Source organism: Phyllobacterium sp. GQ127 (assembly GCF_059758635.1).
In genome coordinates, this window is the sequence record NZ_JCAXDZ010000001.1 from 866,877 (window position 1) to 887,720 (window position 20,844).

Annotated in this window: 27 protein-coding genes and 2 tRNA genes; 20 read left to right on the plus strand and 9 right to left on the minus strand. The window is 53.2% G+C overall.

Annotated features, from left to right (window positions below; genetic code table 11):
* Position 1: 1 nt before the first annotated feature.
* The gene (locus AC6CHM_RS04500) at positions 2-373 is read left to right on the plus strand and encodes a hypothetical protein (RefSeq protein WP_498172175.1); all 372 of its coding nucleotides are present in this window, start codon (positions 2-4) and stop codon (positions 371-373) included.
* Positions 374-381: 8 nt separating this feature from the next.
* Here AC6CHM_RS04500 and AC6CHM_RS04505 read toward each other — a convergent pair whose 3' ends face one another.
* Positions 382-1,122, minus strand: coding sequence for a DUF2312 domain-containing protein (locus AC6CHM_RS04505; RefSeq protein ID WP_498172177.1), 741 nt, complete (start codon positions 1,120-1,122; stop codon positions 382-384).
* Positions 1,119-1,355: a hypothetical protein gene (locus tag AC6CHM_RS04510; protein WP_498172179.1), complete on the minus strand. Its 237-nt coding sequence runs from the start codon at positions 1,353-1,355 to the stop codon at positions 1,119-1,121. Before AC6CHM_RS04510 ends, AC6CHM_RS04505 begins: the two co-directional genes overlap by 4 nt.
* 109 nt (positions 1,356-1,464) lie before the next feature.
* Between AC6CHM_RS04510 and AC6CHM_RS04515 the strand changes: the two genes are divergently transcribed.
* From AC6CHM_RS04515 to AC6CHM_RS04575, 13 genes are all read left to right on the plus strand, one after another.
* Positions 1,465-2,046 carry a S24 family peptidase gene (locus tag AC6CHM_RS04515; protein ID WP_498172181.1) on the plus strand — a complete coding sequence of 194 codons (582 nt, stop codon included), beginning with the start codon at positions 1,465-1,467 and terminating at the stop codon, positions 2,044-2,046.
* A gap of 38 nt (positions 2,047-2,084) precedes the next feature.
* The gene (locus AC6CHM_RS04520; protein WP_498172182.1) at positions 2,085-3,128 is read left to right on the plus strand and encodes a COG3904 family protein; all 1,044 of its coding nucleotides are present in this window, start codon (positions 2,085-2,087) and stop codon (positions 3,126-3,128) included.
* A gap of 140 nt (positions 3,129-3,268) precedes the next feature.
* Positions 3,269-3,574: a hypothetical protein gene (locus AC6CHM_RS04525; RefSeq protein ID WP_498172183.1), complete on the plus strand. Its 306-nt coding sequence runs from the start codon at positions 3,269-3,271 to the stop codon at positions 3,572-3,574.
* On the plus strand, positions 3,574-3,726 hold the full coding sequence (locus AC6CHM_RS04530) for a hypothetical protein (protein ID WP_498172184.1): 153 nt from the start codon (positions 3,574-3,576) through the stop codon (positions 3,724-3,726). The genes AC6CHM_RS04525 and AC6CHM_RS04530 overlap by 1 nt, the downstream gene beginning before the upstream one ends.
* Positions 3,723-3,908 (plus strand): hypothetical protein, encoded by a 186-nt coding sequence (locus tag AC6CHM_RS04535; protein ID WP_498172186.1) that lies wholly within the window; start codon positions 3,723-3,725, stop codon positions 3,906-3,908. The genes AC6CHM_RS04530 and AC6CHM_RS04535 overlap by 4 nt, the downstream gene beginning before the upstream one ends.
* Positions 3,905-4,423, plus strand: a complete 519-nt coding sequence (locus AC6CHM_RS04540) for a siphovirus Gp157 family protein (RefSeq protein ID WP_498172187.1) — start codon at positions 3,905-3,907, stop codon at positions 4,421-4,423. The genes AC6CHM_RS04535 and AC6CHM_RS04540 overlap by 4 nt, the downstream gene beginning before the upstream one ends.
* A complete protein-coding gene (bet, locus tag AC6CHM_RS04545) occupies positions 4,423-5,427 on the plus strand; it encodes a phage recombination protein Bet (protein ID WP_498172188.1) in 1,005 nt (334 codons plus the stop codon). The genes AC6CHM_RS04540 and bet overlap by 1 nt, the downstream gene beginning before the upstream one ends.
* A 2-nt stretch (positions 5,428-5,429) precedes the next feature.
* A complete protein-coding gene (locus AC6CHM_RS04550; RefSeq protein WP_498172190.1) occupies positions 5,430-5,951 on the plus strand; it encodes a hypothetical protein in 522 nt (173 codons plus the stop codon).
* A complete protein-coding gene (locus tag AC6CHM_RS04555) occupies positions 5,948-6,136 on the plus strand; it encodes a hypothetical protein (protein WP_498172192.1) in 189 nt (62 codons plus the stop codon). Before AC6CHM_RS04550 ends, AC6CHM_RS04555 begins: the two co-directional genes overlap by 4 nt.
* A gap of 589 nt (positions 6,137-6,725) precedes the next feature.
* Complete coding sequence (locus AC6CHM_RS04560) at positions 6,726-7,124, plus strand: DUF968 domain-containing protein (RefSeq protein WP_498172193.1); 399 nt, start codon at positions 6,726-6,728, stop codon at positions 7,122-7,124.
* Complete coding sequence (locus AC6CHM_RS04565) at positions 7,121-7,276, plus strand: hypothetical protein (RefSeq protein ID WP_498172195.1); 156 nt, start codon at positions 7,121-7,123, stop codon at positions 7,274-7,276. Before AC6CHM_RS04560 ends, AC6CHM_RS04565 begins: the two co-directional genes overlap by 4 nt.
* Before the next feature lie 4 nt (positions 7,277-7,280).
* On the plus strand, positions 7,281-7,526 hold the full coding sequence (locus AC6CHM_RS04570) for a hypothetical protein (protein WP_498172196.1): 246 nt from the start codon (positions 7,281-7,283) through the stop codon (positions 7,524-7,526).
* Positions 7,523-8,698 (plus strand): tyrosine-type recombinase/integrase, encoded by a 1,176-nt coding sequence (locus tag AC6CHM_RS04575; protein WP_498172197.1) that lies wholly within the window; start codon positions 7,523-7,525, stop codon positions 8,696-8,698. The genes AC6CHM_RS04570 and AC6CHM_RS04575 overlap by 4 nt, the downstream gene beginning before the upstream one ends.
* 31 nt (positions 8,699-8,729) lie before the next feature.
* Here AC6CHM_RS04575 and AC6CHM_RS04580 read toward each other — a convergent pair.
* Both AC6CHM_RS04580 and AC6CHM_RS04585 read right to left on the minus strand, forming a co-directional pair.
* Positions 8,730-8,803: transfer RNA gene (locus AC6CHM_RS04580), tRNA-Cys, on the minus strand.
* A 205-nt stretch (positions 8,804-9,008) separates the two neighbouring features.
* Positions 9,009-9,326 (minus strand): hypothetical protein, encoded by a 318-nt coding sequence (locus AC6CHM_RS04585; RefSeq protein WP_115052900.1) that lies wholly within the window; start codon positions 9,324-9,326, stop codon positions 9,009-9,011.
* Positions 9,327-9,490: 164 nt separating this feature from the next.
* Here AC6CHM_RS04585 and AC6CHM_RS04590 point away from each other — a divergent pair.
* The 5 genes from AC6CHM_RS04590 to AC6CHM_RS04610 all read left to right on the plus strand — a co-directional run bounded on the left by AC6CHM_RS04590 (position 9,491) and on the right by AC6CHM_RS04610 (position 14,335).
* Positions 9,491-9,565, plus strand: a tRNA-Asn gene (locus AC6CHM_RS04590).
* 145 nt (positions 9,566-9,710) lie between these two features.
* Positions 9,711-9,992: a hypothetical protein gene (locus tag AC6CHM_RS04595; protein WP_337354673.1), complete on the plus strand. Its 282-nt coding sequence runs from the start codon at positions 9,711-9,713 to the stop codon at positions 9,990-9,992.
* Between the two features lie 188 nt (positions 9,993-10,180).
* A complete protein-coding gene (locus tag AC6CHM_RS04600; protein ID WP_115052841.1) occupies positions 10,181-11,170 on the plus strand; it encodes a Bug family tripartite tricarboxylate transporter substrate binding protein in 990 nt (329 codons plus the stop codon).
* Between the two features lie 619 nt (positions 11,171-11,789).
* The gene (locus AC6CHM_RS04605) at positions 11,790-13,562 is read left to right on the plus strand and encodes an SLC13 family permease (protein ID WP_498172198.1); all 1,773 of its coding nucleotides are present in this window, start codon (positions 11,790-11,792) and stop codon (positions 13,560-13,562) included.
* Between the two features lie 275 nt (positions 13,563-13,837).
* Positions 13,838-14,335 (plus strand): EF-hand domain-containing protein, encoded by a 498-nt coding sequence (locus AC6CHM_RS04610; RefSeq protein ID WP_336439999.1) that lies wholly within the window; start codon positions 13,838-13,840, stop codon positions 14,333-14,335.
* Between the two features lie 54 nt (positions 14,336-14,389).
* On the opposite strand, the gene AC6CHM_RS04615 is transcribed toward AC6CHM_RS04610, so the two are convergent.
* On the minus strand, positions 14,390-14,602 hold the full coding sequence (locus tag AC6CHM_RS04615; protein WP_115052838.1) for a hypothetical protein: 213 nt from the start codon (positions 14,600-14,602) through the stop codon (positions 14,390-14,392).
* Between the two features lie 38 nt (positions 14,603-14,640).
* A complete protein-coding gene (locus AC6CHM_RS04620; RefSeq protein ID WP_115052837.1) occupies positions 14,641-14,889 on the minus strand; it encodes a DUF2171 domain-containing protein in 249 nt (82 codons plus the stop codon).
* 128 nt (positions 14,890-15,017) lie between these two features.
* Between AC6CHM_RS04620 and AC6CHM_RS04625 the strand changes: the two genes are divergently transcribed.
* On the plus strand, positions 15,018-16,523 hold the full coding sequence (locus AC6CHM_RS04625; RefSeq protein ID WP_498172200.1) for an NAD(P)H-hydrate dehydratase: 1,506 nt from the start codon (positions 15,018-15,020) through the stop codon (positions 16,521-16,523).
* 240 nt (positions 16,524-16,763) lie between these two features.
* Here AC6CHM_RS04625 and AC6CHM_RS04630 read toward each other — a convergent pair whose 3' ends face one another.
* The 3 genes from AC6CHM_RS04630 to AC6CHM_RS04640 are packed head-to-tail and all read right to left on the minus strand — an operon-like array spanning position 16,764 to position 20,840.
* The gene (locus AC6CHM_RS04630; RefSeq protein ID WP_498172202.1) at positions 16,764-17,723 is read right to left on the minus strand and encodes a Csu type fimbrial protein; all 960 of its coding nucleotides are present in this window, start codon (positions 17,721-17,723) and stop codon (positions 16,764-16,766) included.
* Positions 17,720-20,149: a fimbria/pilus outer membrane usher protein gene (locus AC6CHM_RS04635; RefSeq protein ID WP_498172204.1), complete on the minus strand. Its 2,430-nt coding sequence runs from the start codon at positions 20,147-20,149 to the stop codon at positions 17,720-17,722. The genes AC6CHM_RS04630 and AC6CHM_RS04635 overlap by 4 nt, the downstream gene beginning before the upstream one ends.
* Positions 20,121-20,840 carry a fimbrial biogenesis chaperone gene (locus AC6CHM_RS04640; RefSeq protein WP_115052835.1) on the minus strand — a complete coding sequence of 240 codons (720 nt, stop codon included), beginning with the start codon at positions 20,838-20,840 and terminating at the stop codon, positions 20,121-20,123. The genes AC6CHM_RS04635 and AC6CHM_RS04640 overlap by 29 nt, the downstream gene beginning before the upstream one ends.
* Between the last annotated feature and the right edge of the window lie 4 nt (positions 20,841-20,844).

The window sequence follows — 20,844 nt, forward strand, 5'->3', positions numbered from 1 at the left end:
CATGGACAGCAACAGCAAGGAGAGCAGTGACGTATTGGAAGTGACGACCAGCAACCGCAGCGATGGGGATCACGAGGTTGACGACTGGTCGGAAAAACAGATTGGATTTCTCGCAGCCCGCATCCTGTCCAGCGTAAAGGCGAGAAAAGAGACCACTGGAGCGGAGGGGTTTCGCTCCAGTGGTCAACATGCTCAGCCAGTCCGGGAGGATGGGAGGAAGACGGCGAGCAATTTGAAACGAGGCGGCGGCGCTGTACCGGGTGTCCAAGGCTCTGAAAAAACAACCCCTTCCCGACGCCAGCAACCGCCTGACAACCAGACGAAACGACGAGACCCGAAAGATCGTAGTGCTACCTACTCTGGTGATTTCTGACGCGAGGTTCATGCAACCTCGCTTTGAGCTGCAATCAACTTCTTACAGGAATAGCAATGGTCGAATGGAGAACCGGAACGACAGCCGCTTGGGCTCTGGCAATGCGGTCGATACTCGCGTGCCGTCTTCGGCTTGTCCTGCAAGAATGCTGGCGGCTCGAAATTGGTGGGGAGGTCAGTCGAAACCGCCTCCCCTGCGCTTTTGGCGCTGGCAGCTGCGGTCACCGAAGGTTGCCCCTCTATCACAGCCTCAGCCGGTGCTGTTGCATCGACCAGTGGAGCGGTCCTCTCGGATACCGCATCGCTTGGCCTTTCAGCCAAGGATTCTTTGATCTCACCCGTTTCAGGATCTATCTGCTCTTCGCGCTCGATCATGATATCGACGGCTGCGATAAGAGCCTTGCGTCCGGTTTCGGTCTGAACAGCGTTGGCGACGGTCGCCACCAGCTTCGCGTTGACCGGAAATTCTTCAATGTTTTCTCGTGTACGCGCAGGCGCATGCGCCCGACCGCCAGTTTCATAGGCTGTCAGATACAGATCGAAGATTTCTTCCCGTTCTTGAATGGCGTCACGGCCAACCTTATCAAGCTTACGGAGGTGCGAAACGACGTTGCCGAGAACAGTCTTGTCGTATCCCCTGCCCTTGGCTTCCGCGTAAACCTCGCGGATATCCTCGCCGAGTGTGTCTTGCTCTTCCTTAAGGCGAAGAACGCGATCAATGAACTGTTTGATTTCAGCTTCGGCGCTCATGCTGCTTCACCCGAAGCCGAAGTGCGTTGCTTTGCCAGCCATTCAAATGTTACGCCGCATATGCAACGAGCAGTGCATGCATCAACGACCTTCGCCCAATGTTCTGGCGCAATGCTTTCACGTCTGCGCATTTGGCGCGCCGCTTCGTATCCGCAACCAACTTCATTTGCGAATTCGACAATTGTGGGCCACTCAGAAATGAGCGCGGAAATGGAGGATGGATGCTTCATCATTCAATAATCGTACATTACGTACGAATTAAGCACAAGCCTAAATCGTACACTTTGGACGATAAAAATAAGTCATTATGTACGAATGACTGAGCCAAAAGACAGATTGAAGATGGCAAGACAGCGCGCAGGCTTTGATAGCCCGACGGACGCTGCCCGCGCCTTCAAGGAAATTAACGTCAACACATTGATCAGCAACGAGAATGGAAATCGGCCGATTTCGCGAAAAGCGGCCGAGCGATACGCAGCGCTTTTTGATGTTGATCCTGGTTGGATTTTATTTGGCACTGAAGACGATACTTCAAATGCTGAGTTTGACGTTCCGGTATTGTCTATGGTTAGCGCGGGCAACTTGCGCGGCCAACAAGGTGTAATCGCCTCGGACGTAGAACGATGGATCAAAGTAGGTGATCTGCCAAAAGGTGAATGGATCGCACTAATTGTAGACGGCGACTCGATGGACCGCGTAGCACCGGACGGCGCTATCGTGCTCGTGAATAGAGCTGATGATCGCTTGATTGATGGCAAGTATTATATTTTTTCGCTTGAAGGCGGTGAAGCTACTTTCAAGAGGTACAAACGGGATCCTGCGCGCCTACAGCCTTATTCGACCAATCCCGATCATACGTCCATTCCTGCCAACGATGATCTTTATGTGTTTGGTCGAGTAAAAAGGGTGATACACGATTTATAAGAATTGGGCACAGATCCAAAACAGTAAGGGGAGAGTTATTGCATAGAACGTTCGCTTCGCTTGCAGCCTTGCTGCTCATGGGAAGCACCGCCACTGCTGAGGAAACACAGCAGTACGGGGCGTTTCTGTACTTTCCTACTGTTCCAAAGCTTCTATCCCTAGCTGGCCCCATCACAAGCAGAGACCCGCTTCAATTTAAACGCGCGCTGCGCGAACATCCTGAAATTACAGTTCTGCAATTATTTAGTCCCGGCGGCGACATGACTTCGGGCCTGCTGATTGCAGAGGATGTTTTTGACAAAGGGATCAGCACCTATATTCCAAAAGATTTTACCTGCGCATCTGCCTGTTCTTTCATATTTTTTGCGGGAAAAGCGCGCTTTGTTGAAGGTAAGTTGGGTGTGCATCAGTTTTATACCGAATCTGGGGAACTATCCGGATCGCAAGCGCAATACGGAATGGCGGATATCATCTCGACAATTGTTAAATTTGGAATTTCAAGCGAGATACTCACTACGATGCTCAATACGCCATCGACTAGCATGCATTTTTTCACACTAGCCGAAATCGAAAAGTACCAAATTAACAGAACGGGCACCCCTGCAGCAGCGCAACCTCAGGTTAATGCTGATACAAATCGGATGGAGGAACGTGCAAAGGTAGTTACGCGCAACCTCATTTACGCCAACCAACAGTCCCTCTCTGAGATGCTGGATGGAGTTTTGAAATATTACGCCCCAGAAGTCGAATATTTTGGAAAAGTAACAGCTAAAGACAAGCTTATCGATGACAAGCGAAATTATGCCCAGCGATGGGAAAATCGCCTCTACATGCTGCAGGACGAAAGCGTGACTGCGGTTTGCAGCACCGAGACGTGTGTCGTTAGCGGCGTCTACGATTATAATCTATCCAGCCAGAAGAGAAACAAGACAGCATCAGGTAGAGCTGCTTTTGTATATGGAATGGCATTAGGTGAATCACCACAAATCCTTATCGAGAACGGTAAGGTACTCAGGAAGACTACCGGGAGAGCTAGGCTTATTACGGAATCTATTTCCGATTGGCTAAATTCGATGCAATAACTCGCATCCATCTCATGAAATACCCAGAGACACACAAAACGTACGACGGCAGAACAAATCGTACAAAACGTACTTGACTTGTTATCGTACAAAACGTACGTTTATCTCAACAGCCAATGAACGGCTTGGAGATAAACGCAATGACCGCTTTCCACACAACCACTACTGACCTCGGCCAGTTTCTTACAGGCCTGATCGCTAAGCCAGCAGTGGCCAAACAGGTCCGGTCGAATGTGACTGCATCATCCGCCCTGCGTACTGCTTGGGCTTCATATCGTGAATGGGTGATTGGTTACGAACAGCGTCAGGGCGTCCCGCCTCGCCGGTTCAATCGCGCTCAGTTCGGCATGTATCTCCGGAATGCGTATCTGGACATGCGCATTGAAAAGCGCGGCCCTCGCGAAATCTCCCTTGAAGAATGCCTTTATATTGCGGGGAAACGCTGATGAACCCGCACATTCCCACAACTGAACTCGAAGACATGGCCGACGCTCAAGATCGCCGCGCCCGCCGCATGGAACGTACCCTTGTCTGGTCTGTCCTGATCATGGGCTGCGTCTATTTCTGGTCTGCTCTGGCACTGAGGTTCTTCCAATGACCAGATACCGCATCCTCAACATGGATACCGGCGAAGTCTTTGCGGACGGCGTGAGTTCAAAGCGCATCGCTATTGATAGCGCATCCGGCCTCCATGAGCGCTACGGGCACAGCTATGTCGTCGTCGCCATTACCACAGAAACAATCTTCCGGACGGAACAGGCAAAAGGAATTGCAGCATGAGTGATGCAACGCATGTACTGCGCCGCCAGTCTGAGGCTGCAAAGCGATTGCTCGCCAGCCTCAAGGACAGCGGAGACGCAGACGATCAAGAGATTGTCGAGACGGCTATCGAGGGTGAAACCTCCCTGCTCGAAGCAATCACAGCGGCAATCGATGCGAATGATGAGGATGAAATTCTTATCGTTGGCATAAAAGCCAAGGAAGAAACCTTGTCTGATCGCCGTAAGGCAGCAGAGCAGCGCATCGAGCGTCGTCGCGCCGCAATCGAACAAGCCATGCTTGTAACTGAGCAGGACAAGTTCACCCTTCCGACTGCCACGATATTCCTTTCCAAACGCAAGCCAAATCTCGTCATCGAAAACGAGGCTGAGATACCGGCTGTGTTCTGGACCATCCCCAATGTTGAACCGAAGCTCGACAAGAAGGCGCTGAAAGAAGCGCTGGAAGCCGCCGAGGAAATTCCCGGCGCTCACCTCGACAACGGTTCGATCTCTCTGTCCATCAGGAGGAAATAATGAACGCTGTAGCTCAGTTTACTCACTCGCCACGCCAGCTCGCTCTGATTCAGAACACGGTGGCGAAAGACTGCAACAACGACGAGTTCAATCTGTTTGTTGAAGTCGCCCGGGCAAAGGGCCTTGATCCGTTCCTTGGTCAGATCATTCCAATGATCTTTTCGAAGGCCAACGCCAATAAGCGGAAGATGACAATCATTATCAGCCGTGACGGCCAGCGCGTCATTGCGCAGCGTTGTGGCGATTACCGGCCAGCCAGCAAGACACCCTCATATGAGTTTGATCCAGAGTTGAAAGGCCCTGCAAACCCGCACGGTATTGTTTCTGCGACCGTTTATCTGTGGAAACAGGACGCCAAGACCTCCGAATGGTACGAAGTAGCCGGACAAGCATTCTGGGATGAGTTTGCTCCCCTGTCCTATTCGGCCAGCCAGTACAACAAGGTTGATACAGGCGAACGCTGGCCTGATGGCAATCCCAAGATTGAAAAGACGCTAAAACCCGATGCTGTCGCCTCATTGGATGATTCCGGCAATTGGTGCCGCATGCCTCGCCTCATGATTGCGAAGTGCGCGGAAATGCAAGCATTGCGCGCCGGATGGCCTGAGCAGTTCACCGGACTTTATGACGAAGCAGAACTTGATCGCGCCAAGGTGCTTGACCTCACGGCTTCCGAGCTTGTCGAGCATGAGCGCGAAGAGAGCCGGCTGAAGCTCATTGCTGGCAACGACGCGATCACTGTCACTTGGGGCGACGGATGGGCGCTTGAGAATGTGCCTGTCGGGAAGTTCTACGACCGCGCCGAGCAGTTCATCAAGGAAAGCGATCCTCTCACCGTTGCAAAATGGGCAGATGCAAATCGCGATCCGCTACGAACTTTCTGGGCGAAGTCACCAACCGACGCACTTGCGCTCAAAAAACTAATCGAATCCGCAGGAATGGCCGCCAAGCCAGCCAAAATCATGGAACAGCCCGAGGCTGTCCATAACATGATGGCAGGTTGATCATGGCTAGGGAGAGCATCAACATCGTATGGCAGTGGGATGGCGAGGTAATGCGCTCTCTCCCGCGCTACCACAATCTGGTCAATTCAGAGTTTGTTGTCGGCGAAAACTATCGCATGGAAGTGCAGGAAGATCGCTCGTGGGTATCGCACAAGCATCAGTTTGCTTGGCTGCATGACGCGTGGCTGTCTCTGCCCGAGGAAGTTGGATCACGGTTTCTCAATGAAGATCAGCTTCGCAAGCACGCTTTGATTGCCGGTGGCTTTTGCGACAGCACAAGCGTTGCATGTTCCAGCCGCGTGGAGGCAGAGCGGTGGTTCAAGATACTTACCAACGACGATCCGTATTGCATCGTCCGGATCGAGGGAAACACCCTCATGCGCTTTACGGCTCAATCGCAATCCATGCACGCCATGGGCGCCAAACGCTTTCAGGAATCCAAACAAGCTGTTCTCGATTACGTCGATGCGCTGCTCGGCGTTGATCCTGGCACTTCTGCTTTAAACCAGATGAGGGCAGCATGACCTCAATCCCTCTCCACGCTCCCTATGAAGTGCGCAGATCGCGTGAACTGGCTGCCGCTTATGACCAGACGCACCTCAGATTGAAACTGGAAGTTGTACAGAACGAAATGGCACTCGCTCAGATGGAAGTCGAGCTTAACGCGATCATTGAACGCGCAGTGAAGCGCTCGCGGAGGGCGAACTGATGGCTGGCTTCCGAATCCTTCGTGAAAAGTGTGCGGTGCCGGAATGTACAGACCCGTCACGTTGCAAGTCATACTGCCAAATGCACTACGCACGACTGAAGAGAACTGGATCGCTTACAAAATCTTCAAATCATGGCGAGCCGTGGCCATGGATTCTTCGTCATGTCCATCACAAAGGCGATGATTGTCTCATTTGGCCTTTCCGGCGGGATAGACAAGGCCGTGGTGTTATTGCTTTAGAAGGCCGCCACCGTGTCGCGTCCAATATCATGTGCCGTGAAGCGCACGGCGAACCGCCCACGCCTGATCATGAAGCTGCCCACAGTTGTGGCAAGGGACACATAGGCTGCGTGCACCCTGAGCATTTGAGATGGGCAACTTCTTTGGAGAACAGAGCCGACGCGATTGCCCACGGCACCATCGCTCTTGGTGAAAACCACGGCAAAGCGAAACTCACGGAGAAGGATGTAAGAACCATCCGCCGAATGGCTTCTCACAAGATATCTGAACGAAAAATCGCCGTTGCTTTGAACGTGTCGCGTGGAGCTGTGACCCGAGTAATCAAAGGCAGTACTTGGAGCCACGTATTATGAGCTATCGCGTTGCAAGACACCCTGAAGCGTTTTCTATAGCGCCGTCGAAGGGCAACAAACGCCCTGCGATAAAGGATGGACAACACCTTAAGTGGCTGAAGGATTTGCCCTGCATAGTCACTGGCCGCCGCCCAATCGAGGCTGCCCATATCAGCTATGCCGATCCAGCCTATGGAAAGCGTGAGCGCGGTAAGTCCGAAAAAGCTGATGACCGCTGGACCGTTCCACTATGCCGGGAACAACACGCCAAACAGCACAGAATGGGCGACGAGCGCGCCTACTGGAACTCTGTCGGCATCGATCCCCTCAAGGTGGCAGCAGCCCTATACGGCGTCTCTGGCGATACTGACATGGGCCTTGTCATCATCCGTAGCATTGCGAGGAAGCAGTCATGACGACATTCCGCGTTCACTACGAGTCCGGCTCTTTCATTGACGTTGATGCCGAGGATCCAACTGATGCTCGCCAGCAAGCAAACCAGCAACAAGCAGGCAAAGTCACAAAGGTGAAAGTCCTTAAGGAACGCCTTTTGAAACTGCAGGGGTGAAACAATGGCCCGCACCGAAACAACTCGAAACATCCCACGCCTTGGCCTTAACCGCACGGAAGTGGCGTTAGCAATGGGCGTCGCACCCAATACAGTCGACGCCATGGTGAAAGAAGGAGCACTTCCCCCAGCAAGGATTTGGCATACGCGCAAGTTTTGGCGTATAGCTGAAATCGAAGCGGCCATGGCAGAGTGGCCTGTAGATGGCGCAAGAGAGGCCGATGTATCCAGCTGGAGGGCATCGGTATGAACGATTTGGCGACAATTGATCAGCCATTTATCGAAACGAACCGTTCTCGACACGGTAAGCTGAGATATTATTTCCGGATCAATGGTCAAAGGATTTGTCGACTTCCAGACAACCCGCACAGCGAAGAGTTTTCAAAAGCGTACTGGTCAGCGCGGAATGGCGTTGCAATCGCTGAGGCCGCCGTATCGGACGAATTAACGCTACCGGGCGTGGCCCGACCGAATACCTTTCATTTCCTCTGCTCAAACTACCTACAGAGCAGTGCTTTTCAGAGCTTGGATTCCACAACGAGAGCAAAGCGCCGATCCATTATCGACAGTATGTTGCTGGAGCCTATATCCAAGACCGACAAGCGTCTTTACGCCTACATGCCGATTGCCATCCTCGACGCGGCAAACATCGAAGTGCTGCGGGACCGAAAAAAGGAAACGCCCTTTGCCGCCGACGAACGGTTAAAAATACTTCGGCAAATTTTTGAAGCTGGTAAGTCTGCGAAGCCCCAACCTTTGGTAAAGCAGAATATTGCAAAGCTGGTCGCATCATTTCGCAAGCAAACGAATGGACATGCAACTGCGCGCATGGAAGAAATCAGCCAATTCATTGAACATCATGGCCAAGCTTCAAAAGCAGTGCTGGCGATTTCACTTTTAATGTTCACGGGCGTTCGCGTCTCCGATCTTGCCCAGATCGGGCCTCAGCATCGGCGCGGCGACAAGCTCGAGTTCAAGGTTTTTAAGAACCGCAACCGAAAGCCCGTCATTCTACAAATACCGATTCATCCCATTTTAGATGCGGTTTTAAAACTCCATCCACTCAAAGGGATGGCTTACATGATTTCCGAGCATAAGAAGCCCTACTCCATCAAAGGTTTAGGTAACCGCGTTTCTGATTGGTTTACCCAGGCCGGTCTGCCACATTTGTCCGCTCACAGCGTACGCAAAGGCTTGGCTACGAACATGGCGGAGAACGAAGCTACCGACCTAATGCTTGAAGGAATGTTTGGCTGGTCTGACCCAAAAACGTCAAAGATTTATACCCGCAATGCGCAGCGTGCGAAGCTCGCCGTGCAAGCCGTTTCGAAAATCGATTGGGGTGAAATAGAGAACAAGCTGCCACACCCTGAAGGTGTGGTGGCGTCCCATGCTGCCACACCTGAGAAAAAAGCCTTATAATTCAGATGCTTATGCTCGGGGATTTGGGCGTTGGAGGCCTCGCCCGGAATCGAACCGGGGTGCAAGGATTTGCAGTCCTCTGCGTAACCACTCCGCCACGAGGCCTCAACTGCAAATAGCTAATGAAATTAACTACTTATGAAAGTGACGCATTTTCATTCTGAACCGGTCACTCGCGGCGTTCTGAATAGTCGTTTTTGTTTTGTGCTGCAACAGCTAAAATCACTCATTCACAGACAGGCCGCATTCTGCTTAACAAATGGAAATTGTCACACAGCACAACTTCGGCACAGAGTGCCCGTAAGCAGCGTCAATTTTTGTCTTTGTCTGTGCCAAACCGGCTGGCTTTCCAGCGGCGCAGAATTTTGACTTCGAGCTGGCGGCGTTTGCGCCTGACGATGGCCGAATCCTGTGAGAGCACAACGAGGCCTAAAGGAACCATCCAAAATCCAAGCACGGGCAGAAAGCCCAATATGCCTCCCGCAACCAACCCTCCGCCAAGCGTGCGACGCATTGCCACCGATTGCGGCACGGGTATGTGCCGTCCGAGAATGCGGATATGCCGTCGCCTGTGAGGCTTTTCGGCGTGATCGCCAAGGTTATCGGTCTGTTTAGGTCCGTCGGACACTCAAAATCCTTCTGCTTCATTGGACGGGATAGCTCTGATGTAGGAAGTGTTTTTGCTGATGCCAGCGTTTTGTTGTGCACATTAAATGAAAAAAAGTGAAATGGTCCTTTGCAAAAGCGAAACCCTTTTGCTATAGGCCACCTCGCTGATGACTGAAAAGCTATTCCCCGGTAGCTCAGTGGTAGAGCAACCGGCTGTTAACCGGTTGGTCGCTGGTTCGAATCCGGCCCGGGGAGCCAGTCACTTCAAAGGCTTAGCGAGAAATCGCTAAGCCTTTTGCTTTTCTGGCGCTCTGCCGCAGGAAAACCACCTCATAATCACGTGGACATAGAGAAAAACCAATATAAGCTTGTGTCATCTTAAGCTCCGCTCTGAGAGAGGTCGATGCCATTCGGATCACGCAAAGAAACGCAATTCACGCCGCATGAGTGGGACATTATGGACCGCGCTCATGAAACAGCCTCCACTATTCTTGGCCGGGATCGCCGGCTTCATCCCGATGCAAGCAGGCTAGCCAGAATCGTCATGACGCTTTTTGCGCAAGGATTACGCGATCCGGAGGAAATTGCTTCCCTTGCCGCTGATCGTGAACTTGGCAATGAGTTGACGACCGGGGCTATGGTCCCGGGACGCAAGGCTCCTATCGACGATTCGGATTTTGAGTAAGACACCTGATTGTGTCGTGGCATCAGCGGCCCGTGCGGCAAATGACGACGCCAGGAAAATGCTGATTGCGTTACTTGATTCAACAATGCTGCGCCTCCAATCGAACATTCGACCTAACGTGCTTCCGTCAGGCAGCTTCGCGTGCTTTACTAACCTCATCACCTAAGCGACATCAGGGAGGAAAATGAATGTCACTATCTGCGATCACCCGGCGTGCTAGTCTCGCCCTCGGCCTTTCACTGCTGGCAGCAACAGCTCTTGGAGGCTCCGCCCAGGCACAGGCCTTCCCCGATCGCCCCGTAACATTGGTGATTCCTTTCGCAGCCGGCGGGTCGACCGACGTGGTCGGACGCGTGATCGCCAATAAAATGTCCGACATACTTGGGCAGCAGATCGTGGTTCAGAATGTCGGCGGCGCTGGCGGCAGCCTCGGTACAGGCAATGTGGTTCGCGCTGATCCGGATGGCTATACGATCCTTATGGGAACGGTTGCAACGCACGCGCTCAATCCGCTCATCCTGAAAACCAAGCCATATGATGCTGAAAAGGACTTCACGCCGATTTCGCTGCTGGTCATCGTGCCGAATGTCCTGGTCGTCAATCCGGAGCTGCCTGTAAAGAATGTCAAGGAACTGGTCGACCTCTTGAAGGCCAATCCGGATAAGTACAGCTATGCCTCTTCGGGCAACGGAACGCCGCTGCATCTTTCCGGAGAGTTGTTCAAGAAAATGGCCGGTGTCTCCCTGCAGCACATTCCGTATAAAGGTGCTGGCCCCGCTCTGAACGACGTGGTTGGCAATCAGGTGCCGATCATGTTTGACAATCTTCCTTCTTCTTCTTCCCATATGAAGGGTGGCACTCTACGGGCGCTCGGCGTGACAACGACTAAGCGAGCAGCTTCCTTCCCCGATGTACCAACCATTGCCGAGACAATCCCCGGCTATGAAACCTATAGCTGGAATGCTCTGTTTGCTCCGGCCGGAACACCACCGGAAGTGGTCGCAACCTTAAACAAGGCAGCTGTAGAGGCCATGAAGGACCCTGTCGTGGTCGGTAAAATGAAGGAATTCAGCGCCGATATCGTTGGCTCCACTCCAGAAGAACTGGCCGCCCACGTCAAGGCTGAGATCACCAAATGGACGCCGGTCGTTAAAGACGCCAACGTCCAGATGGATTAATGAAAAGGGGATAACGGGCGCAAGCGCCCGTTATCCCCTCACCGCTATAGTCAAGAACGCATCAGCAAGGTTTCGCAAGACTAGAATCGTTCATCGCATGGAATATTTTAGAATTACTTTTAAACTATATGTATAGCGATCAAATCTGTTTAATAAGATATTCGAATGTCGCTTTTTTTAAATGGCCCGATTATGGTCAAAAAAATTGGTTAGCTTATATTTCCTTCGCATACGGGACTGTTTAATGAGACATCAGTGTATTGTAACTGCCGTTCTTATCGGTTTATTTTGCCTTTTAGGCGCTGTGGCCCTCCTTTCCAAAGACGATGTTTCCCCGGTTCAATCTCAAACCGACAGTCTTTCTGCCCCGATACCTCCGTCGAAATAACGCTTAGCTGGTGCGCGTGCCCAACTTTGCGTGGCTGTCGCTCAGATGCAGTTTGTGGTCCTGCATGGGTGCGATACACGGCGCATTGTTCAAACTTGTCAGACACTGTTTTACTCCGCCAGGGAATCACGCTTTTAGTTCTCCTACGAATGCAGAACGATTTTTCCCGTTTTCCGAGCTGAGGCGGAACAAATTTGCCTTATCGCGAATTCGGTACAAAACGAGACCCTTATGACCACTCAACAAATCCTGTCCTTTTCGGTCATCGCTCTCATGATGGCTGCCTTCATATCGGGACGTTTCCGCTATGACGTCGTGGCAATGTGTTCGCTGCTTGTGGCTGTGCTTGTCGGTGTCGTGCCTTATAAAGATGCGTTTCGCGGCTTCAGCGACGAGATTGTGATTATTGTTGGCAGCGCATTGGTGGTCAGCGCGGGGGTAGCACGGTCCGGACTCATGGAAGCGGCGGTTCAGCGCTTTGTGCCAAGCCTGTCATCGGTCCGGGCGCAGCTTGCCATTCTCGTGATTGTCGTCACCATTCTGGCGGCTTTTGTTAAAAATATCGGCGCTCTGGCAATCATGATTCCTATCGCCTTCCAGTTTGCCCGCCGCTCCAACGTATCGCCTTCGGTATTTCTGATGCCTATGTCATTTGGTGCACTGCTTGGCGGCTTGATGACCCAGATCGGCACATCGCCAAATATTGTGGTCTCGCGCATCCGTGCCGAAATGGTTGGCGAAAGCTTTACCATGTTTGATTTTACGCCCGTCGGAGCAACGCTTGCTGCGGTCGGTATAGTCTATCTGGTTTTGTTTTATTGGTTAGTACCAACGCGAACCCGCGAAGATGTTTCAGCCGAAGAGGCAATTGAAATATTGAATTATGTGTCGGAAGCAACCGTTTCCAAGGAATCGACCGTCATAGGCAAAAGCATGACGGATGTTGTAAAGCCAGCCGAAGGTGGGGCGATCGTCACCTCCATCATTCGCGGCGGGCGGCGCGTTACCCCCCTGCCCGATACAAAGCTTGCCCAGGAAGACGTACTCATCTTGCAGGGAGATCCGAAAGCCCTCCACGCTATCGTCACGAGCGGAAAGCTCCAGCTATCGCGCGACCGATCCCATTCGGAGTCGGGCGGTTTGGCCGAAATCGATTCCATCGAAGCCGTCGTGGGAGACACGTCGCCATTGATTGGTGTTTCGGCGCGGGAACTGGCCTTGTTTGATCGCTATGATGTCAATCTTCTTGCCATCAGCAGGCAGGGTGAAAGGATCAAGGATCGCTTGGGCGAAGTCAGATTTCAACTAGGAGATGTCATTGTGCTTCAAGGCCGCGATAGCGTGCTTCCCAATCTGCTGCGTGAATTCGGCTGCCTTCCCCTGGCAAAGCGAACCATATTGCTGGGTAGCGTGCGCCGCGGGCTGGTGCCGCTGCTCATTCTGCTGGCAGCTATTGGCGTTACGGCTTTTAGCCTCCTGCCCGTATCTATAGCCTTCTTTGCGGCAGCAGTGGCCATGGTCTTGTTCAAGGCCATACCGCTGCGTGATTTATATACGGCAATTGACGGACCGATCCTCGTTATGCTCGCAGCGCTAATTCCCGTCAGCGACGCTTTGAGAACCACCGGCGGCACAGATTTGATCGGACATTTCCTCACGCAGATCGCTCATCAATTACCGCCCTTCGCGGCATTGGCGCTGATCCTTATTGCCGCAATGGCCGTGACGCCATTTCTCAATAATGCGGCGACGGTGCTGGTCATGGCTCCCATTGCGACAAGCTTTGCAACCGGCCTTGGCTTCCGGCCAGAGGCTTTTTTAATGGCGGTGGCAATTGGTGCCGGGTGCGATTTTCTCACCCCTATCGGGCATCAGTGCAATACGCTGGTCATGGGCCCAGGCGGCTATAAGTTCAACGATTACCCCAAGCTTGGCTTGCCCCTGTCGCTGATCATCGTGCTGACCGCCGTTCCTGCTCTGATGCTGTTTTGGCCGCTTAAATAGCCTGAGATTACGATATCAATTCCCTTTGAAATCTGTCACAAGCCATCTGCCCGCAAGGGCAAGGCGCGACTGCTATCAAATTGAGGATAGGGTCGGGCGGGCTGATTGACGTCTCTCCTGCCGCCGCGAAGTAACGTGGCCGTCTTTATTATTTCCGCTGTGCCGCAGCCTTTGCATTACAAAATATTAATTCGCCGATCATCTCCCGTTCATTTTGGCAACGCTACGGTCTGTACACGGAGCGGACAATCCGCTCGCGCTACAGGAGAGAAAAAATGAAACGAATTATCGCTCTCGCTTTGTCCGGAACCTTTTTGACGGTCTTTGCTCTCGGCGGCGCGTTTGCCCAGACGCAAACACCCGACCAGCCTCCCGTGGCCAAAGAAGCGACTAAAACTCCGGGCCATGAACATAAGAGAAATGCCCGGCTCGATGCGAACGACGACGGCGCCTTAGATCAGGCAGAATTTACCAATATTGATCGCCTGAAGGAAGCAGACACCGATAAGGACGGCACCCTTTCCAAACAGGAAATTGAAGCCATGGCGATGAAACGTCTGGTTGAGCGGCAAGCTCAGCGCATGACCAAGCGCCTTGATGTAAATGGCGACGGCGTGGTTACGATTGCCGAAGTCGAAAAGCAGAAGGCCAAACGCTTCGCCCTCATGGATCGCAATGAAGACGGGAAAATTGACAAAAGCGAAATGCGCCATGGCCACAAGAAGCACCATGGCCAAAGACATCATGACAAGAACATGCCTTCGAAAGGTTGATCCGCTCAGCACAAATGCAACGGTCGCTCATTGAGCGACCGTTTTGCTTTTTCTTCATACGTGCTGAGGCGGCTCGCGTACTTCGTCCGGATTGGGCAAAGGCAACTCATCCGGCAATTGCTCCGGCGGTGGCGGTTCTTCTATCGGAATTTCGCCGGGCAGCGGATTCGGTAGCGGCGGTGTTTCATCCGGACGCGGACCAGGCACCGGATCAACAGGCCGGTTCGTATCCGGACCCGGATCAGGAATTTGCGGTGGATCACCCAAAGCGATTCTCCTTGCGAAAAATACAGTCGGTTTCTGGCTTACCTGTCGTCCGAAGCCTCTTCTTCGAACATGACCGCAACATCGGAATTTGCGGAAAGACGTACCTTGTCGCCTTCGACCTCCGCTACGAGTGCTGTTGAAATATAGTGATGATGGCCTTTATGGGAGCCCTCACCGCTGTCTTTCTTGGTCAGTTTAATGCGGCCACCCTCTACGCGGTCCACCGTTCCAACGTGAATCCCATCGGCACCGATGACTTCCATGTGTTCTTTGATACTTGTTGTCATGATTTACTCCTGGCGTGATAGATCACTAACGCGCGACGCGCAGTTTGGATGCATTGTCACGGCAAAGTCTTTCACCATAAAAATTTAGCGATTAAGCTCGAATGACAACGGCAGGAAACGCGCGCGACATGGCAAATGAGATTTTAACTCCCGCCGAAATGGCCCACGCCGATCAATCGACGATCAAGGCCGGTATTCATGACGGCTATCACCTGATGCTCAATGCCGGCAACGCTGTTGCACGCCATCTCCTGCGCCATCATGGCGATGCCAGCGCGTTTCATATTCTTTGCGGGCCGGGCAACAATGGCGGCGACGGCTATGTCGTGGCCAGCATTCTCGGCGCGAGCGGTGCCTCGGTAAACCTTTGGACGCATGGCGAGCCAAAGAACGGAACCGATGCCGCGCAAGCTGCGAAGCATTGTCCGATCAAAGTGCAGGACATTGCCGATTTCAAATCCGCACCTTCTGGCGTGATTGTCGATGCCCTCTTCGGCGCGGGCCTCAATCGCGCGGTGAGCGGCCCGGCCGCCACTGCCATCAGCACTGCAAACGGCTCCACCTGCCATCGCGTTGCCATCGACATACCCTCAGGGTTGGACGGGTTGACCGGTCAGGTTCTTGGTACGGCTTTTCAGGCAGACACGACGATCACGTTCTTCCGCAAGAAACCCGCCCATCTGCTTTATCCCGGACGCACTCTGTCTGGAGAAGTTATTGTCGCTGATATCGGTATCGCCGATAATGTTTTGACCGCCATCAGGCCTCAGTGTTTTGAAAACACGCCCGCCTTATGGAAAGCGCGGCTGCCGGTTCTGGAAGAAAACACCCATAAATATGCCCGTGGTCATGTCGCCGTTTTTTCCGGCGGTGCCACGTCGACGGGCGCCGCGCGGTTGTCGGCCTTGGCAGCGGCACGCAGTGGAGCTGGTGCCGTCACATTGCTCGCACCAGAAGAAGCGCTTGCGGCCAATGCCGCGCACCTCACATCGATTATGCTGCAAAAATGCGAGAACCGGCGCGATCTCGCAACTTTCACGGAAACCCGCAAAGTTGCGGCGTTTGTACTCGGGCCAGCTTTCGGTGTAGGGCGGAAAGCCCGGGAATTTGCACTGGCTCTTCTCAGCGAAACCAAGGCCGGTGTCGTCTTCGATGCAGACGTGATCACATCGTTCAAGGATGAGCGCGAAACACTGTTTAATTCTGCAGCTGGACCCGGTGCCATCAGACTGGTGCTGACACCGCATGAAGGCGAGTTCAAGCGCCTCTTTCCAGAGCTAACGGAAACCAGCATGCCGTCCAAGGTCGAGCGTGCCCGTGCTGCGGCAAAACTCGCTTGTGCAATTGTCATCTATAAGGGAGCCGACACAATTATTGCATCGCCTGACGGTCGCGCTGCAATCAACACAAATGGCACGCCGCTTTTGGCCACGGCAGGTTCAGGCGACGTGCTTGCTGGCCTGACTGCGGGCTTGATGGCGCAAGGCATGCCAGCCTTTGAGGCAGCCTGTGCCGCAGTCTTCATTCATGGTGCGGCCGCCCATCATCTCGGCTTTGGCCTTATCGCCGAGGATCTCCCGGCTGCCGCGGGGAAAATTATCGGCAAGTTGCTCGCAAACCAGACCACTTTCTGATTTCCATTAACCCTGTCTTTACCTTGATCGTCCACCTTGGTCTCAAGCGCGATTTGTACTGCGTACGCGCTCAAGTTTCTTGGAGAATGTCATTATTCTGTCGCAATGAGAGGGTAATGGTTATGTATAGCGAATAGCTTATTTCCATTTTTGACCACGGATGTACTGGCACTGATGTTGAGATAAGTTTAGGAAGGTCGGGTAGCTCCCGGCCTTTTGCTTTTTCAAGGCTCCTACTGCTCAATAGGTTACAGTAATAACCACCGTATCTGTATAAGTCCCCGGTGATGGCGTGTTCTGTGGTGGAACCGTTGCATAAACGGGGATGTTTTGTGCCAAGCCATTTCCGGTACCGGCGACCGTATTGGTAGGAATAGTCTCACCCCACGGCAAAAGTCGGTTTACATCGCGATAAAGCCCGTAAGTTACATATTCTGTCCCCACGCCCTTCCTCATGCGCCGCGCGGTCGGAGCAGTGCCATTCAAACCATTTCCTAGAGAGACGGAGTAAGGCGTTGTTGCTGAACAGGTTACGTTCACTGCGCCGGTTGCATCAACGTTCGAGCTCAAAATACCCCGTGAGCCAAAATTGACATTAGTGGCAGAGACCAGGCAATCCTTGGCAACATTCAGGCTGGCGGTAAAGCTTGTCGCTGCAGTTGTTCCTGCACCACTTCCGCATCCGTTGCCATCATCAAACCGATATCGGAATGGCGTTTGCGCCCCGGAAAACACAGAACTGTAAGCGCCGGGTGGTGTTGTCGTCTGGTTGGGCAATATTCGTCCATAGATCGTCGTCGTAGTGGTGCCAGTGCCCAAGATCGGAAAAATACCGACCAGGATGGCAGGCGGTCTGGTGGCGAATGCCCAATTATACGAACCCCAAACAACTTGTCGCGCTGAGTCCTGATAGAGCTGGAACTGCAATGCAGTTGGCCCTGTCATTGTGCGGGCACCGGAAGCATCCGTGCCACCCGTTCCGGCATTAATATTTGGGCAGACCAAAACTTCTCGAAACAAACCCAGCACGGCCGTACAGGTTGATGTGAGGGTTGCAGTGGCATCGATCGCACCGCCTTGCAAAGGCGATCCGGAAAATGTCATGGCCGTGGTGGTGAATGTACAGGACTGCGCCAGTGCGGAAGCCGGAGCCAGTCCCAAGCCGAAGACAAATAGCATTCTCAAAACGAAAATCTTCATTGGCACACCACATTCTTTATTTTGACCTGTGTCCCGCGCGCAGCTTGATAGGCAAATCTGGCAGTGCAGGTGCTGCCGTCGGCAAGTTGGACAGAAACGCTGTTTTTCGCTTCCAGACCTGAAATATAGGCCTCGCCATCATAGCCGACGACGAATTCCTCTCCCGCATCGCCGACCCGCCCGCTCAATCCGGCATCCAGCGGCTTGCCAGCTGCGTCCATCAGGCTGACAAGCGCTGAGGCCGTGGTCTGCGCCACGTTGAAGTTCACCACAACGCCGCTGCGATCGGCGGGAACCACAATGTCGCGCGTCGAGCCTATACTGGCATCGACGGGCAAATTCGCAGGATCAATAGCAAGCGTGTTGGGCTCATAAGCCCGAAGGTCAGGCACCAATATTCTGCCCCGTCCATTGGTCCGGCCGACCGGGCGATTCTCATAGCTGACATCGACGCCAGGCGCGCCCGCATCGACCACCGCAAAAGCATCATCAATGCGGTTGGTGGCAAATACGCCGCCACCGGCAACTGCAATCGCGCCTTCGATCTGAGCCGTGGCGCGCACATTGTCATCATATTGCTGTACGCTGCCTTCAACGCGAGCATGCCTGCCACGATAGCTGGCAGAGGCATAGCGATCTGGTGTTTCGCCCTCTCTCGTGCGCAAACGCCAGCCATAACCGCCTTCTACGCGCTGCTCCGACTTGGCAATCTCGGCAAATCCTGATGGGCCATCATTTGTTTGTTCGTAGCCGGTCGAAACGGAGATATTATTGTCAAACGGAATGGTCAGCCCGGCGAAAATACCGAAACTGCCGCTATCCTCCAGATCGGTGAAAGCAGTGGCAAAAAACGAGCTGCTCTTGAAGAGCTGCTGGTTGTAGGAGACACTGACAATAGTACTCTTATCTCGGGATTCCAGCGTTTGCTGTGTATAAGAAAAGTTCATACTGCTGCCTTCAAACGGTCCAGGCATTGAAAGCGTGGCTTGCACCAGTGATTTCGGCACCCGTGTGCTGATAGCAGGCAGTCCGGAAACGCCGTAAATATAATTGAGCTGGTCGCTCGCCGTCACCGAAGCAATATCGTCGTAGTTTCCGAATGTGTGCTGGACGCGGCCATAGATCGTGTACCTGTTCTTATAGGTCATTTCGATTGAGCCGTTGAGCAACAATCCCGTATCGCCGTCGTGGTGGCTGCCGGCAGCTGCCAATGAGGTGACACCATATGCACCCAGCGGAAACGCAACGCCTAGTCCGCCATTCACCAGATCGGCCCCCCCTTCAAGATGGCCTTCCAACGTCAGCCAGTTGGTCAAGCCGTAACGCGTGGTAAGAGCGCCCATGACATCATCATCGTAATCGTTCGATTCTGTGCCAAAGTTACGCCGTGCCACGCCCACATCGGCTGAAAAATCCCATAATCCTTTGCGGAGCAGCGAGCTCGACGAATAGAATGGTACGGTTGTACGTGTCTCTCGCCCCAAGGTGTCCCGCAACACAATCTGCGCCTCGCCTTGTCCGGAAAAGACCGGGAAATTGGTGACCTCAAAAGGACCGGAAGCCACGTCGCCACTATAGGTTCGAACGTTCTGCGTATAGACTTCCAATGTGGAAGGCACCGCGGCGGTTCCTGAAAGTATCGGCACCGGCAGCGTTACCAAATCTGAGCGCAGGGTAAAATTACGCTGAATCTGCATGCCGCCAAGGAAAACGGGGCGTGTCCATGGCAATCCGCCGGAAATAAAGTCACCCGCACGGTAAGTAATGAGCCGTTCAGGATCAGAAAAGCTCCACGTGGTGTTTAACCGCCGAACTCCTTCCAGTTCTCCTTGCGATAAGTTTGCGGTGAATGACTGGCTGAGCGTCCCATAGGGACTGAAGAACCGAGCATCAAACCCGCCTGACACGCCTTGAAACGGTTTTACATTACTCGACATCAAATCATCTGTGCTGGCAAACAGAGAATAATTCAGAACAGCGCCATAGCCCGATTGAGGTTTTGGGGTGTCCCTTTCAGGCCGTGGATTGGCATCGATAATTTTGGCGGATCGCGCTCCATTGTCAGTGTAGATATAGAGGCGCTGTGTTTCGACCTCGACACGAAATTCGACATTGGCGAGACGATTGATTCGAATTGATCCATCCTGATCCCGCGCATTGTCCATCGGCTTCAGACCAACCTCCCGCAATTCCTCGGGTTGTGCTGACAAATCACCATCGGGCAATTGTCTGAAGCTACCGATCAACCCCGTCGGTTCATCATTGATGTAGACTTCAAGATGTAGATCCTGCGCTTCCCCGCTCGGGGACACAGACAAGTCAACAGGATCAACTTCTGGTTGTTGAGACTGTCCAATTGATACCATGCACAGACTTATGCAAAGGATGCCGCCGAGTTTAGCGGCCGCTGATCGCAACATCTGCATTGACAGGTCCGGCGTCGCTGAGAGCCTTAAGCGCTACCCGACCGGATGAGATTGATTTGCTTGCGCCAATGGGCCATTGCATGCTGGCGCCGCCAAGGACATATCCAACGAGCCCCCCGCGCGTGCCAAGGACACGTCCGCCTTGTGACAATTGCACTTCGGCCAATCGAAGTCGCGTATCACCCGTATTTCGGGCGGTCAGCATCAGCGATCCTTTTGTTTTTGCAACACCCCATGCGACCTTCGGCGGAGACGCATCCTGGCCTCTGAAGAATACCGGGATCGAATATCGCACCACCAAAGTCACCGTGCCCCCTTGCTTGCGCGATGGGTCGGGCAGTTCATCAACAACAACCCTGTAGCTTTCCTCTGCGGCAACAGGCTGTTTCGAAACGCGGACAACACGAACAGCATAGTCCTTGCCGCCGGTGAGTTTTGTTGAAGGCGGACTGACCACAACATCATTCGTCGGCTCAAGCCGCTCCACGCCATTGGCCTGTGTCCAGCGGAAAATACGTATCTGCACATTGATAGGCCGTTTGGCCTCATTGGTGAGCGTCAATACACCCGCGCTGCCCGGCGCAACCAAATCAATGTTTGTCGGGGAAACACGCAGTGAAGCGGCATGGAGTGGGCCAGAAAAAAGCACACAGAGGCTCATGACGCCAATGCTGTAAAGCATGGATCGCACTTTG

Bases quoted from the DNA above. Each gene is read 5' to 3' on its own strand.
- AC6CHM_RS04500 (WP_498172175.1), top strand. From the start codon at position 2: ATGGACAGCAACAGCAAGGAGAGCAGTGACGTATTGGAAGTGACGACC.
- AC6CHM_RS04505 (WP_498172177.1), bottom strand. From the start codon at position 1,122: ATGAGCGCCGAAGCTGAAATCAAACAGTTCATTGATCGCGTTCTTCGC.
- AC6CHM_RS04510 (WP_498172179.1), bottom strand. From the start codon at position 1,355: ATGATGAAGCATCCATCCTCCATTTCCGCGCTCATTTCTGAGTGGCCC.
- AC6CHM_RS04515 (WP_498172181.1), top strand. From the start codon at position 1,465: ATGGCAAGACAGCGCGCAGGCTTTGATAGCCCGACGGACGCTGCCCGC.
- AC6CHM_RS04525 (WP_498172183.1), top strand. From the start codon at position 3,269: ATGACCGCTTTCCACACAACCACTACTGACCTCGGCCAGTTTCTTACA.
- AC6CHM_RS04530 (WP_498172184.1), top strand. From the start codon at position 3,574: ATGAACCCGCACATTCCCACAACTGAACTCGAAGACATGGCCGACGCT.
- AC6CHM_RS04535 (WP_498172186.1), top strand. From the start codon at position 3,723: ATGACCAGATACCGCATCCTCAACATGGATACCGGCGAAGTCTTTGCG.
- AC6CHM_RS04540 (WP_498172187.1), top strand. From the start codon at position 3,905: ATGAGTGATGCAACGCATGTACTGCGCCGCCAGTCTGAGGCTGCAAAG.
- bet (WP_498172188.1), top strand. From the start codon at position 4,423: ATGAACGCTGTAGCTCAGTTTACTCACTCGCCACGCCAGCTCGCTCTG.
- AC6CHM_RS04550 (WP_498172190.1), top strand. From the start codon at position 5,430: ATGGCTAGGGAGAGCATCAACATCGTATGGCAGTGGGATGGCGAGGTA.
- AC6CHM_RS04555 (WP_498172192.1), top strand. From the start codon at position 5,948: ATGACCTCAATCCCTCTCCACGCTCCCTATGAAGTGCGCAGATCGCGT.
- AC6CHM_RS04560 (WP_498172193.1), top strand. From the start codon at position 6,726: ATGAGCTATCGCGTTGCAAGACACCCTGAAGCGTTTTCTATAGCGCCG.
- AC6CHM_RS04565 (WP_498172195.1), top strand. From the start codon at position 7,121: ATGACGACATTCCGCGTTCACTACGAGTCCGGCTCTTTCATTGACGTT.
- AC6CHM_RS04570 (WP_498172196.1), top strand. From the start codon at position 7,281: ATGGCCCGCACCGAAACAACTCGAAACATCCCACGCCTTGGCCTTAAC.
- AC6CHM_RS04575 (WP_498172197.1), top strand. From the start codon at position 7,523: ATGAACGATTTGGCGACAATTGATCAGCCATTTATCGAAACGAACCGT.
- AC6CHM_RS04595 (WP_337354673.1), top strand. From the start codon at position 9,711: ATGCCATTCGGATCACGCAAAGAAACGCAATTCACGCCGCATGAGTGG.
- AC6CHM_RS04600 (WP_115052841.1), top strand. From the start codon at position 10,181: ATGTCACTATCTGCGATCACCCGGCGTGCTAGTCTCGCCCTCGGCCTT.
- AC6CHM_RS04605 (WP_498172198.1), top strand. From the start codon at position 11,790: ATGACCACTCAACAAATCCTGTCCTTTTCGGTCATCGCTCTCATGATG.
- AC6CHM_RS04610 (WP_336439999.1), top strand. From the start codon at position 13,838: ATGAAACGAATTATCGCTCTCGCTTTGTCCGGAACCTTTTTGACGGTC.
- AC6CHM_RS04620 (WP_115052837.1), bottom strand. From the start codon at position 14,889: ATGACAACAAGTATCAAAGAACACATGGAAGTCATCGGTGCCGATGGG.
- AC6CHM_RS04625 (WP_498172200.1), top strand. From the start codon at position 15,018: ATGGCAAATGAGATTTTAACTCCCGCCGAAATGGCCCACGCCGATCAA.
- AC6CHM_RS04630 (WP_498172202.1), bottom strand. From the start codon at position 17,723: ATGAAGATTTTCGTTTTGAGAATGCTATTTGTCTTCGGCTTGGGACTG.
- AC6CHM_RS04635 (WP_498172204.1), bottom strand. From the start codon at position 20,149: ATGCAGATGTTGCGATCAGCGGCCGCTAAACTCGGCGGCATCCTTTGC.